This window comes from Campylobacter sp. JMF_15 NE4, from assembly GCF_027737645.1.
Lineage (GTDB): Bacteria > Campylobacterota > Campylobacteria > Campylobacterales > Campylobacteraceae > Campylobacter_B.
In genome coordinates, this window is sequence record NZ_JAOVTY010000001.1 from 202405 (window position 1) to 215753 (window position 13349).

13 protein-coding genes are annotated in these 13349 nt (G+C 36.4%); 12 read left to right on the top strand and 1 reads right to left on the bottom strand.

Going from position 1 to position 13349, the window contains the following annotated elements; translation table 11 throughout:
* Positions 1–51: 51 nt before the first annotated feature.
* The 9 genes from OFN98_RS01105 (at position 52) to OFN98_RS01145 (ending at position 9056) form a co-directional block, all read left to right on the top strand.
* Positions 52–1032 carry a 3'-5' exonuclease gene (locus OFN98_RS01105; protein WP_270874053.1) on the top strand — a complete coding sequence of 327 codons (981 nt, stop codon included), beginning with the start codon at positions 52–54 and terminating at the stop codon, positions 1030–1032.
* Positions 1025–1861: a DNA ligase gene (locus tag OFN98_RS01110; RefSeq protein WP_270874052.1), complete on the top strand. Its 837-nt coding sequence runs from the start codon at positions 1025–1027 to the stop codon at positions 1859–1861. The genes OFN98_RS01105 and OFN98_RS01110 overlap by 8 nt, the downstream gene beginning before the upstream one ends.
* A gap of 44 nt (positions 1862–1905) precedes the next feature.
* Complete coding sequence (gene galE / locus OFN98_RS01115) at positions 1906–2895, top strand: UDP-glucose 4-epimerase GalE (RefSeq protein WP_270874051.1); 990 nt, start codon at positions 1906–1908, stop codon at positions 2893–2895.
* Between the two features lies 1 nt (position 2896).
* Complete coding sequence (locus OFN98_RS01120; RefSeq protein WP_270869032.1) at positions 2897–3343, top strand: acyltransferase; 447 nt, start codon at positions 2897–2899, stop codon at positions 3341–3343.
* Between the two features lie 120 nt (positions 3344–3463).
* Positions 3464–4591 carry an N-acetylgalactosamine-N,N'-diacetylbacillosaminyl-diphospho-undecaprenol 4-alpha-N-acetylgalactosaminyltransferase gene (gene pglJ, locus OFN98_RS01125; protein WP_270874050.1) on the top strand — a complete coding sequence of 376 codons (1128 nt, stop codon included), beginning with the start codon at positions 3464–3466 and terminating at the stop codon, positions 4589–4591.
* Positions 4584–6755, top strand: a complete 2172-nt coding sequence (locus OFN98_RS01130) for an STT3 domain-containing protein (protein ID WP_270874049.1) — start codon at positions 4584–4586, stop codon at positions 6753–6755. Before pglJ ends, OFN98_RS01130 begins: the two co-directional genes overlap by 8 nt.
* Before the next feature lies 1 nt (position 6756).
* The gene (locus OFN98_RS01135) at positions 6757–7884 is read left to right on the top strand and encodes a glycosyltransferase family 4 protein (RefSeq protein ID WP_270874048.1); all 1128 of its coding nucleotides are present in this window, start codon (positions 6757–6759) and stop codon (positions 7882–7884) included.
* Entirely contained in the window at positions 7877–8482 is a 606-nt protein-coding gene (gene pglC, locus OFN98_RS01140) for an undecaprenyl phosphate N,N'-diacetylbacillosamine 1-phosphate transferase (protein WP_270874047.1), read from the top strand. The genes OFN98_RS01135 and pglC overlap by 8 nt, the downstream gene beginning before the upstream one ends.
* Positions 8469–9056, top strand: a complete 588-nt coding sequence (locus OFN98_RS01145; RefSeq protein ID WP_270874046.1) for an acetyltransferase — start codon at positions 8469–8471, stop codon at positions 9054–9056. The genes pglC and OFN98_RS01145 overlap by 14 nt, the downstream gene beginning before the upstream one ends.
* A gap of 231 nt (positions 9057–9287) precedes the next feature.
* Here OFN98_RS01145 and OFN98_RS01150 read toward each other — a convergent pair whose 3' ends face one another.
* On the bottom strand, positions 9288–9449 hold the full coding sequence (locus tag OFN98_RS01150) for a hypothetical protein (RefSeq protein ID WP_270874045.1): 162 nt from the start codon (positions 9447–9449) through the stop codon (positions 9288–9290).
* A gap of 153 nt (positions 9450–9602) precedes the next feature.
* On the opposite strand from OFN98_RS01150, the gene OFN98_RS01155 reads away from it, so the two are divergent.
* The 3 genes from OFN98_RS01155 to OFN98_RS01165 are packed head-to-tail and all read left to right on the top strand — an operon-like array spanning position 9603 to position 13256.
* Complete coding sequence (locus OFN98_RS01155) at positions 9603–10289, top strand: hypothetical protein (protein WP_270874044.1); 687 nt, start codon at positions 9603–9605, stop codon at positions 10287–10289.
* Between the two features lie 10 nt (positions 10290–10299).
* On the top strand, positions 10300–10947 hold the full coding sequence (locus OFN98_RS01160; protein ID WP_270874043.1) for a hypothetical protein: 648 nt from the start codon (positions 10300–10302) through the stop codon (positions 10945–10947).
* Between the two features lie 14 nt (positions 10948–10961).
* Positions 10962–13256, top strand: coding sequence for a hypothetical protein (locus OFN98_RS01165; RefSeq protein ID WP_270874042.1), 2295 nt, complete (start codon positions 10962–10964; stop codon positions 13254–13256).
* The last annotated feature ends 93 nt before the right edge of the window (positions 13257–13349 follow it).

Here is a 13349-nt window from a genome sequence, read left to right on the forward strand (position 1 = left end):
CTTTTATCCGCCGTTTTGGCGGATAAAATAGCTTGATTTTATGGAAAATTTATGAATAAAAAACAATCTTACATTTGCGTTTTTGACTGCGAAACTGTGCTTGATACTGCGGCTTTGCTTCGAATTTTAGACAAAGAAATCATTGATGAGTGCTATGATGAATTTGACAAAAAAAAATATGCCAAAATTTTGCTTGCTGGAATTGATGCGAAAATTCAGAGCAAAAACGATAGTGTTTCAAACACTCTGCCTAAAATTTATGGCGATGAGCCGATTTTTAACGATGATAAAAGCAAAATTTTAAACCACAAAAAGCTCTCAATCGCGGCAATGGCGCATTTCAAGGAAAAAACAGGAAGCGAGTTTTTGCCCATAAATTTCCACAAAGTCGTAAGTATCAGCGCGGTTTTGGCTGATGAATTTGGCAAATTTGTGCGCGTAAGCACCCTGCAAGCGGGCGATGAAAAGGGCAAAATCAAGAAATTTATTGATTTTATCAACTCGCACAATCCACGCCTTGTAAGCTTCAACGGGCGCGGTTTTGATTTGCCGATGATTATGGTGCGCGCAATGGTGCATAATATCAGCGCCAGCGAGTATTTTTGCACTGATGATAAGCTTGCGAACAAGGATAAATGGACGAATTATCGCTCGCGATATGACGGGGTTTTTCACCTTGATTTGCTCGATCATATTTGCGATTTTGGCTCTGTTAGGGGGCTCAAACTCGACTTTTTGTGCGCGTCTTTGGGGCTGCCTGGCAAATACGATGTGCATGGCGATCAGGTTTTGGAGCTGTTTTATGACGAAAAGGGCGATAAAATCGACGAATATTGCCAGAGCGACACGCTAAATACATACTGGCTTTTTCTAAAATACGAGCTTTTGCGTGGTAAAATTTTGCTAAATGATTATTTGGATAATCTAAATTTGATGAGCGAGTATCTGCAAAAACACTGCGCCGATATGGGGTATAGCGAGATTTTTTGCGAATTTATCGCGCGCGAGATTGAGAAATTTAAAAATGAATAAATTTGCAAAAACGCTTTTTTGTATTTTTTTATTTTTCGCAAATTTGGCTTTTGGCGATGAATTTCGCCCAATGCTACTGAAAGAATACAAAAAAGGCATGGATATCTCAGGCTGGGTCGTAAGCGAAAAACTCGATGGAATCCGCGCCGTATGGGACGGCAAGACGCTTCGATCACGCAAGGGCAAAATCATAAATGCGCCTGAGTCTTGGACAAAAGGATTTCCGGATTTTATGATCGAAGGCGAGCTTTGGAGCAGGCGAGGGGAGTTTGAAAAAATCGCTTCGATTGTGAGCAAAGCTACGCCAGATGAGCGTTGGAGTGAGATTAAATTTTATATTTTTGATTTGCCAAACGAGAGAAAAAATTTGTTTGAAAAGATGAAAATTTTATCAAATTTCATTGAAAAAAATGGCGTGCAAAATTTAGTCGTAATCCCGCAAACTCCGGTTAGTTCGCACGAACAAATCGAAGAAATGCTAAATTTAGTTGTAGAAAATGGCGGTGAGGGGCTGGTGATCCGAAATCCATACGCGCTGTATGAGAGCGGACGCAGTGCAAATATCCTAAAATACAAAAAAATGCGCGATAGCGAGTGCAAAATCACGCACATAAACCCAGGATATGGCAAAAACAAGGGCAAAATGGGCTCGGTAACTTGCGTGGATATAAAAAGTGGAGTGAAGTTTAAAATAGGGTCTGGTTGGAGCGATGAGTGGCGCGCAAAACCCCCTAAAATCGGCACTATCATCACTTATCAATACCAAAATTTAACAAGTGAAAAAAAGCCTAGATTTCCTACATTTTTGCGCCTTAAACCCGCAATTTAACAAATTAGGGTATAATTAAAAAATTTTTTTAAAAGGAAAATGATATGAAAATTTTAGTTACAGGTGGCGCTGGATACATCGGCTCACATGTTTTAAAGCAACTTTTAGAATCAAATCGCCATGAAATCGTGGTTGTCGATAATCTTTGCAAAGGCTCGATGAAGGCAATCGACGCGCTTAAAAGCGTGGGCGAGTTTGAATTTATCAAAGAAAATTTGGAAAATTTACCGGTAATCGAGGAAATTTTTAAAAAAGGAAAATTTGACGCGATTATCCATTTCGCGGCGTTTATCGAGGTTGCCGAGAGTGTGAAAAATCCGATAAAATACTATCTAAACAACACCGCAAACGCGATAAATTTAATCGCGCTTTGCCAAAAATACGGCGTGAAAAATTTCATTTTTAGTTCAACTGCTGCGACTTATGGCGAGCCAGAAAACGGCAAAGTAACCGAGGAAAGCCCGCAAGCTCCGATAAATCCGTATGGCAAAAGCAAGCTTATGGTCGAGTGGATACTAAAAGATACAGCCGCTGCGAATAAGGATTTTAAATTTGGAATTTTGCGCTATTTCAATGTCGCGGGCGCGTCAAGCGACGGACTAATTGGTCAAAACTATCCAAACGCCACTCACCTAATCAAAATCGCAACCCAAACAATCACTGGCAAACGCGATAAAATGTATATTTTCGGCGATGATTACGATACCAAAGACGGCACTTGCATTAGGGATTATATCCATGTCGAGGATCTCGCGAGCGCGCATTTAGCGGTGTTAGAATACTTGCAAACCAACGACAGCAATGTCTTTAATGTGGGCTATGGCACTGGATTTAGCGTCAAAGAGGTCATCAGCGAGGCTAAAAAGGTAAGTGGAGTGGATTTTGCGGTCGAAATCGCGCCGCGTCGCGAGGGCGATCCAGCTTGTCTAATCTCAAATGCTTCAAAAATTCGCTTCCAAACAACATGGGTTCCATGCCACGAGGATTTAGACGAGATAATCCAAAGTGCGTTAAATTGGGAAAAGAAGATTTAAATTGATATTAAAAAAGATTAGAAATTTTATAAATCGTTTGCGCGGCGAGGTAAGCACAGATTGGCTTATCTCTCGTGGTATGAAAGTTGGTAAAAATTTTGCCAGGCAAACAAATGTTGTTTTAGATCCGCATCATTGCCATTTAATTGAGATTGGCGATAATGTGACTTTGGCTCCGCAAGTTTATATTTTGTGTCATGATGCTAGCACTAAAATGTTTTTAGGAAAGACCAAAACTGCACCTGTAAAAATCGGCAATAATGTTTTTGTTGGAGCTAGAACTTTAATAATGCCAGGAGTTAGCATTGGCGATAATGTTGTCATAGGGGCTGGTTCGCTCGTAGTGAAAGATATTCCGTCTAATTCACTAGCGTTTGGTAGTCCAGCTAAGGTTGTTAATACTCTTGATGATTATTTAGAAAAAATGAAAATTAAAAATAAATGGTAGAATTTAAATATAAAAAAATATGAATTTAAATATATGAGAATTAGTTTTGCAAATGAATTTATATTTTTACTCAAAATTTATAATGCCGATAAAAAATCAAATCAAAAAAGTGATTAAGCGATGAAAAAATTGAGCGTATTTATTTATTCTATGGCTGGTGGTGGGGCTGAGCGGGTCGTGAGCAACCTTTTACCCGAGCTTTGCAAGGCCTACGAAGTGCATTTGATTTTGATGAACGATAGGATTTTTTATCAAATTCCAAATTCGGTGCAGGTGCATTTCATAGAAAAATCAGCCCCTTTTGAAAACGGCTTAAAAAAGCTAATCAAACTGCCATTTTTGGGGCTAAAATATAAAAATTTATGCAAAAAATTAGGCATTGATATTCATTTTGTTTGGATGAATCGCCCTTGTTATGTGGCTGGTTTTGCGCGAATTTTTGGAGATAAAAAACCTTTGATAATCAATGAGTGTTCGACGCCAAGTGTGCTTTACAAAGAGCCAAATTTAAAATCAAAAATCAGCAAATTTTTGCTGAAATGGCTCTATCCGAAGGCCGATTTTATCTATCCAAATTCGCTTGGCAATTTGGCCGATTTGCGCGATAATTTTGGCATAAATCCCGCTAAAATGGGCGTTTTATACAATGCGCTAAATTTAGACGAAATCGCGCAAAAATCGCAAGAGAGCATAAATTATGAAAAGCCGTTTTTCCTAAGCGTTGGCAGACTTGATGCTGGGAAAAATCACGAGCTTTTGATTCGTGCTTATGCAAAGCTTAAAAATTGTGATAAAGATTTGCTGATTTTAGGCGATGGCGTGTTGCGTGAGAGTTTGCAAAATTTAATAAACGAGCTTGGGCTAGAAAATAGAGTAAAACTGCTCGGTTTTGATAACAATCCTTATAAATATATGTCAAAATGCTATGCTTTCGTTTTCGTTAGCCTTTTTGAGGGCTTTTCAAATGCGCTAATCGAAGCTTTGGCGTGTGGAAAACTCGTCATTTCTAGCGATCATCAAAGTGGCGCAAGAGAGCTTTTGGGTGATGATGAGTGGGGTGTTTTAGTTGGCGTAAATGACGAAGAGGGCACCATAAAAGCTATGCAAAAAGCAATCGATGAGCCTGAATTTGTAAAAATTTATGAAAAAAAGGCTAAAATAAGAGCCGCTTTTTTTGACAAAAAAAAGATAAGCAAAGATTTAATCTTAAAAATTGAAGAGATTGATAAAGGATATAGGGGTGAATAATAGCGCGCAAAACACGCAAAATGGGGCAAATTTGCCACAACAAAAAGGCGGCATTTTTAAATTTATTAAAAATTTTGAACTCTCCAAACATTTGTTAATTTTGATTGTTTTAGCTTACGGCGTGAGTGTGATTTTTAGGCTGTATTGGGTGTATTGGGCGAGTGGATACTCTCACATACTTTCGTGGAATAATCAAATCATGATCAACACAAACGACGGCTACGCCTTTGCTGAGGGGACGAGGGATTATTTGGCTGGATTTCATCAGCAAAATGATTTAAGCTACATTGATTTTCCACTAGCCAAGCTAACTGCATTATTAGCGCAGATTACGCCATTTTCGCTAGAAACCCTATTTTTGTATATGCCGGTTGTTTTTTCATCGCTTATCGTTGTGCCGATTTTGCTCATTTCGGCTGAATTCCGCGCCCTTAGGGCTGGATTTATTGGCGCGCTAGTTGCTTGCGTGGCAAACAGCTACTACAACCGCACAATGGCTGGGTATTATGATACCGATATGCTAAATATCGTCTTGCCGATGTTTATCTTGTGGGCGTTTATTAGGGTTTGCACCAAGGGCGATGCTAGGGCGCTGTTTTTTACAGGCGCATTTGGGATTTTTTATCTGTGGTGGTATCCATCTAGCTTTTCGCTAAATGCGATGATGTTAGGCGCGCTAGTGCTCTACACGCTGATTTTTGCGCGCAAAAATTTGGTGAATTACGAGGCGATAATTATATTTTTGCTAGCGATTTGTATGTTTAATTTATATGCTAAAATTTTGCTTTTTTTAGCGATTTTTTATCTTTTTGCATACAAAAAAGAGCTTGTAAATTTTAGAATTTTGCTTGGTGTGGGAATTTTGGTTTTTGCAATTTTTGTCTATTGCGGAGGATTAAATCCGATTATTTTCCAGGCTAAATTTTATATTTTCCGCTCACTCGCGGACAATCCTGACACGATTTTTCACTTTTTTAATGTCAATCAAACTATCCAAGAAAGCGGTCTCGTGCCAAAAGAGGTCTTCATGCGCCGTATTAGTTCGAGCGTGATTGTGTTTTTGGTGGCGTGCGTAGGGTATGTGGTGCTGTGTTTTAGGCACAAAGAGTTTTTGCTCTCACTGCCACTTTTGCTTTTGGGCTTTGCAGCAAACAAAGCTGGGCTTAGATTTACCATTTATGCTGTGGGCGTAATGGGGCTAAGCTTTGGGTATATTTTGTATTTTTCGGTAAAACGGCTAAATTTGCCAAAATTTGCCGGTCGCATTATCTTGCTAGCCTTAACTATTTTGGCGCTTTATCCAGCGTGGCAACACATCAAAGCATACACCGTCGAGACTGTGTTTTTTAAAAGCGAGGTTGAGGTTTTAGACAAGCTCAAAACTATCGCCGATCGCGAGGATTACGCGCTTGCGTGGTGGGATTATGGCTATGTCATAAGGTATTATTCCGATGTCAAAACCCTAATCGATGGCGGTAAGCACCTAGGCAACGACAACTACCCGGTAAGTTTCGCGCTTTTGGCCGATCAATACAGCTCAGCGCACATGGCGCGCGTAGATGTCGAATACACAGAGCGAAATTTCACCGAGAAATTTCCAAATAAAATAAAGCAAATTTTAGCCGATTACAAACTCGATGATTTCAATGCGTTTTTGTTAAATTTAAGCTTGCCAGATTTTAAAACACCAGCTAAGACGCGCGATATTTATTATGTCTTGCCAGATCGCATGATGAGCATACTTTCGACCGTGTCGCAGTTTTCGAACATCGACATAACCACGGGCAAAATGAAAAAAGATAAAATTTTCATCGCTAGTGAGAGGTTTTGGCAAGATGAGAGCGGTATAACTATGGATAATGGTATCAAAATCGCAAATAACTTGCTTAGCATAGAGGCTGAGGGCAATAAATTTCCGATAAATACATTTTTCGAAACCAGCCACAACGCTAGTGGCAAACTCGAAGTCAAAGAGATCAAAGTCGATAGCTCGGCGCAATTTTCGATAATTTATATGAAGGATTATGGCAGATTTTTGCTGCTAGACCCTGAAATGCTAAATTCGACCTATATTCAGCTTTTTGTGCTTGAACGCTACAAAAGCGATCTTTTTGAGCCTGTGGTTTTAAGCCCAGCTGTGAAAGTTTATAGATTAAAGAAATAAAATGGCGAAATTTGGTTTCCTTTCACACTCTGATATGAGCATTTATTTTTTCAGAGCGCCCATTATGCGGGAGTTACAGCGTCTTGGTCACGAGGTTTTTGCGATAGCGCCACGCGGAAATTATACGGCGGATTTGGAAAAAGAATTTATTAGCGTTAATTATGATTTAGACAAAGCTAGTCTAAATCCGCTCAAAGTATCGCAAAATACGGCAAATTTAGCCAGAATTTTAAAAAAGCTAAATTTGGATTTTTTGCAAACTTCGGCGCACAAATCAAATGTTTTTGGCACATTTGCGGCCAAAAAGGCTGGAATTTCGCGTGTGTTAAATTTAGTCGAGGGGCTAGGAAGCTTTTATATCGACACTGACCTTAAATCTCGCATGGTCAAATTTAGCATTGAAATGCTCTATAAAAGGGCATTTGCGCAAAGTCAGGGTTGCATTTTTGTCAATGATAGCGACCCCGATTATATGCTCTCTCGCGGACTTATTAGCGAGAATAAAATTTTTCGTATTAAAAGTGTCGGCGTAAATAGCGAAATTTTCGACGAAAACGCTCACGAGCGCGCGAGCCTGCCTGAGATTACAAAAGGCAAAAAAATCGTGCTAATGAGCGGTCGTGCGCTCTGGCATAAAGGAATTGCCGAATTTTACAAAGCCGCTGAAATTTTAAAAGAGCGCAAAGACGCTTGTTTTGTCTTCGCAGGCGATGTTTTTGCGGGGAATAAAAGCTCGGCTGATGAGGCGTTTTTGCGCTCGGGAAATGTCGTTTGGCTAGGGTGGAGAGATGATGTAGCGGCGCTTTATAAGGCGTGCGATATTTTCGTGCTTCCAAGCTACAAAGAGGGCTTTCCGCGCACTGTTTTGGAGGCTATGAGTATGAGTAGGCCTTGCGTGGTAAGCGATGTGAGTGGCTGTATCGAGGCTGTGGAAGATGGCGCAAATGGGCTAATCTGCAAGGCTAGAAACGCAGGCGATTTGGCTAGAAAAATTGAAACGCTACTTGATGATGAGAGTTTGGCGCGCAAAATGGGGCAAGCAGGGCGCAAAATGGTGGTCGAAAACTACGATGAGAAAATCATAGCGAAAAAATATATTGAAATTTATAGGAAATTTATCGATGTATAGGGCATTTTTCAAACGATTTTTGGATTTTTTTGGCGCACTTTTTTTGATAATTTTGACTTCGCCACTTATGATTGTAACATATTGTCTAATCCGCAAAAACATAAGCAAAAGCGCGATTTTTACGCAATCTCGCCCGGGGCTTGACGAAAAAATTTTTAAAATTTACAAATTTAAAACTATGAGCGACGAGCGGGACGAAAACGGCGAACTTTTAAGCGACGAACTGCGCCTAAACGAATACGGCAAAAAAATCCGCGCTTTAAGCCTTGATGAGCTTCCGCAACTTTTCAATGTCCTAAAAGGCGATATGAGTTTTATCGGACCTAGACCTTTGTTGCCCGAATATTTGCCGCTTTATAACGAAGAGCAAAAACTTCGCCACAGCGTGCGACCGGGCATAACGGGGTTAGCGCAAGTAAATGGGCGAAATGCCATTAGTTGGGAAAAAAAGTTTGAATTCGACACGCATTACGCTAAAAATTTAAGCTTTTTGCTAGATTTAAAAATCGCACTTTTAACCATAAAAAAAGTTATCAAAAAAGACGGCGTTAATAAAGACGGCATGGCGACAACGGAGAAATTCAATGGAAAAAACTAAAATTTATATTTACGGCGCAAGCGGTCATGGCAAGGTCGTAGCAGATGTCGCAAAAAGCGCAGGTTATAAAGAAATCATTTTTTTAGACGACAACGGCGAGTTTAAATTTAGCCCTGATTTGCCGAAATTTCCCGTTATAATCGCAATCGGCGATTGCAAAATCAGAGCAAATTTACAAAAAAAAGTCAGCGAAGCAGGATTCGAGCTGGCCACGCTTATACACGAAACTGCCGTGATTTCGCCATCGGCTAAAATCGGGCGTGGCGTGGTTATCATGCCAAATGTCGTGGTAAATGCAGACGCGATTATCGGCGACGGGGTGATTTTGAATTCAGCTTGTGTGATTGAGCATGATTGCGTAGTGGGCGAGTTTAGCCACATTTGCCCGCGCGTGGGCGTGGCTGGAAATACCAAAATCGGGCGTGGCGTGTGGCTTGGGATCGGCTCGTGCGCGATTCAGGGCATAAATATTGGCGAGGGCTCATATATAGGGGCTGGAAGCGTCATCATCTCAGATATCGCCCCATTTAGCCTAGCTTACGGCAGCCCAGCGAGAATAATCAAAAGAATTTAATAAATTTAATTTCGTATGAAATTAAGTGAAATTTGCTATTTATTATTTCAAAAAATTTCATAGTGATAGCTTGGATAAATTGTGCGAGAAGTTTATTGCGGACGAAATGAGATTAAGTAAGCACCAAAGGCTTAATGACCGCAAACACTTTCTATCAAAAAGGACAATTTTAAAAATATAAACGAGTGTAAAATTTTGTGAGATTTTAGTTTTCTTTATCGAATTTTTTCGCTATTTTGCAGAGTTCATCGTGGTTTTGTTTGCTTTTAGCGATAATATCATCAATCGCCAAACCCTGCATAATGACTCGTATAAATTCGGTCTAGTCTTTTTCCAGTTTCGCAAAGTCTGCACATTTACACCAAGAAAACCGGCAATATCTCGTTTTGTCATTTTTCACCTACTTTTTTTGTGAAAAAGTTTATAAAAAATGTTTTTAAAATCTAACAGCATAATATCTAGCTATTTTTATTTTAAAAAGCATAAATATTATGCTTTTTGGTTGATTTTTAGTATAATGGTTAAAAATTGTTTGCAAGGAAAAAAATGAGTAACGAGATCAAACCAAGTTATCCTTTTGAAACAGAAGATAATTTTTATGTGTTATGGAGAGATAATGATTTTGCCATAGCAACTGGTTTTGATAAAAATAAAGAACAAATAGTAGCTATGCGTTGGTTGAAAAATATCGATGGCAATGGTAATGTAGATGTAGGGTATCCCTATAAGGGCGACACTTCGTTATGGATTAAAATCCCTGATTATATGGAAGTTGATTTTTTAAATATAATTACGGAGCTTCTAAATGCAGATGTAACGAGAATTATAGAAATAAAGCAAAAATTAGAAATGAAGCAATCTAATGTAATTGATAAAACGGATAAAGAAAATAGCCAATATAAAAATTTTAATCTCATTATAAACGAGCCGTTAAAAGATAAATTTATGATTATTTTTGATGATAGTAAATTTATTGTTGCAATAGGCGCAATAGGTTTTAGTGATTTTAATAAAAAACTCACAATCGCCATAAGATGGAAAGTGGATATAGGGGAAAGTTACGAAGACGGCTTGGGTTATCCTTACCAAGAATTCGATAATGAATTAATCAGAATTTGGGTTCCGTTGCCTTATTATGATGATTTGTATTTAGAATTTTTTCGTATGCTGATTAAACATGACAATAAAAATCAAATAAAATTTGCAGACGAAATAGAACAAAAAGTCAAATAAAGGATTTCCTATGATGTTTTCAACCTTTGCAAGAGATGAAGCTTTGCGAAATCTAACAATAGCATTTTTATTAAATGAAACAGCTTGTAAAAAGGCATTAAAAGAATTTTTGAAAACCGATGAAGATAAAAATTTAGAAGAAGAGTTGGAAAAATACGATAAAAATAGCTTAAAATGGGCATTTTATAATGGCGCACTCGAAGCAGAAAACAAGACTATCGACAAATGGTATAAACAAATTGTAAGAGCATACGAGCACGGCTATCTAAACGGCAATTGGTTTTATGTTTCGTGGAATTGGCAATCTTTCTTTTTTCATTTTATATTTTTTTGGTATCGAAAAGATTATTGGAATATGTCTATTTGCTTGGGTGGGGCATTTTTTGGTTTATTACCCAGTTTTTTATTTGCGGGTGCTTTTGGCTACCCTGCGATTATAGACAGATTTTCGATAGCAGTAGCAAGAGGAATTATAAAAGCAGAAGATTATTATATAGGAGAAGCGGATATAGACCAAATTTTAGATTTCCTATCTTTTGGAGTAGGAAATGTCTATATTATGGAAGCTGTTAAAGAATATGGTGGAGTAAATAAATGGGCTACTTATTTTGTCGGTGTGATTATTGCTCTTATTTTTATTGCAATAAAAGAATTTTAAAAGGAATAGAATAAATGCTTAAAGATAATCTTAAACAGGCTTTTGACAGAAATAAAACTTGGGCTGGCATTACGGCAGGAATTGTCGGATTTATATCTGATATTTATCAGCCATTAGCTCCTTTTAGCAAATATATATTTTTTGCAAGTTTGATTTTAATCTGCATATTGGTTTTGTCGTATTTAGCTTTGTCGAATTTTAGAGAAAAAGTATTACCGGTTTTGATTTTTTCGATTTTTACGGCTTTTATCACTGGGGTTATGTGTGGCTTACAAAAGGTAAATGAAAATAGTTACAAAAATGGCTTTGTTGCAAATATAATTCCGTATTTTGAAAATATACAAAAATCACTTGGAATTATTCATAAAGATATAAATGAAATTAAAGAAGATACAAAGGAGATTAAAACAACGGTAGTTTCTGTTGATAAAAAGATAGATAAACTTAGCGAAAATATCGGCAAACAAGGTGGTATTATAACAAATCCACAAATTGCCGAAGAGTATTATCATAATGCTAGAATTTATGAAATCAACGGAGATTATGGAAATGCCAGAAAAGCCTATATAAAATATTTTTCTTTTGAAAACCATAAGATTGACCCGCATTTAAGATTCCAAAAATTTTTAAAAATTCAAGAAGGGGTTGCTGGTGCAAAAGAAATTTATAATACTATATTTGAAAACAGCAACGAAATTGTTGATAAATATGCTAAAATTTTGTTAGAAGATGGAGTAATAAAGACAGAATATTTAAAAAATTTTGTAAAAGAAAACCCAAATTTTGCCCCTGCGTATTATGAACTTGCTAGGCAGTATTCAGTGAGTGTTTTGGGCTCACAAAGGGCTTCTGATATAAAAAACGAAAAAGAATATATCGATAAATTTGATGAGTTGTATAAAAAAGGTGAATTTGTAAAATATTTCATAGACAAAGATGAGATTGATGAGCAGCTAAATTATATAACACAGAGAAAAACAAAACTAGATAAGATAAATTCTGATTATTGGGAAAAAACTGAAAAACCCGAAATTGTTATAACATATAATGGAATTATTTTAGATACATATGCAATAGAACTTAAAAATTTAGATAAACCATGTTTTGTTTACTATCGCATAAATGGCAATGGAGATTTTATTGATTCCGGACATTTTGATTTCTATAATAACGATGAAATATGCAAAGTTCCAAAAAAAATGTTTTCGCTTCCAGCATCAAACATGCAATATATTGAAATAAAATATATAGATGTAATAGGTGAAGAAAAAGGACCTTTCAGGTATGATGTAATATCTAGCGACAATGGTTTGGATATTGCTACTAACCAAATGATAAAAGAATTGAAAGATAATTTAAATTCTCTTGATATACATAAGGATAGAAATAGTTTTTCAAAAAAATATGAATTAAGAATTTATGGTTTTGAAGAATATGAAAAAGCGATAGATAAGGTAATGTATGCGATAAATTCTGATGAGCCAAATAAAGAAATTTTAGAAAGACCTTTTCAATCTCACACATACATATATTCTGATGATGATTTTGAAAATTTTGTTATGAAAATTTATTTTAAAGACGGTAGTGAAAGCGATTTGATAAGGAAAAATTTTGAAAAAGTTAGACTTGATGAAATAAAGAAAAGACAAATAGATTTTGCAAAAGAAAAAATTAAAAAAAATGGTGTATTTTTTACAAAAGAAAAAATATTTTCTGGGAAATATTTATTAAAAAGTTCATATATTCCAATGTTGCATGATGCCGTAGAAAAAATCGAATATGCCATAGATAAAGATATACCAAATTTGAAATATTTAAATGAATTAAATCGGGGAGTTTTATGGTTAATTACTGATGAAAATTTTCATAAAATAGCTATGAAATTTTATTATTTTGATGGAACACAAAGCGATATTTTCGCAGAAACATTTAATGATGAAAAAAAAGTAATTGATAAAAAGTCACAGCGCATAGCAGATAAACATTTTATTCAAGCCAGTATAAAATCTTTTAAAGAGGATTGGCTACAAAGATTGCAAATAGAAAAAAAGAAAGATCCGCATATTGCAGGTATTTATCAATTGGTTTTTAGTAATGTCTTATACACTTATAAAGATGTTATTGATAGTGTATCATTTGGCATAGATACAGAAAATCCAAATTTAGATTTAGAATACCCGTATGACAAAATAATAAAATTGGAAAATGATTTTAAAACAATAAGCCTTAAACTTCATTTTGCAGATAATACCCAAAGTGATAATATGATATTTGATTATAAAGATTTTGGATATGGAAAAATGAGATAGAATCGTAGGGTATATTTTTAGCTTTCATAATGGTTAAGTAAGTGGTTAAAATGATAAAATTTAATCCTTATTTTATCCATTAAGCCTAAAATT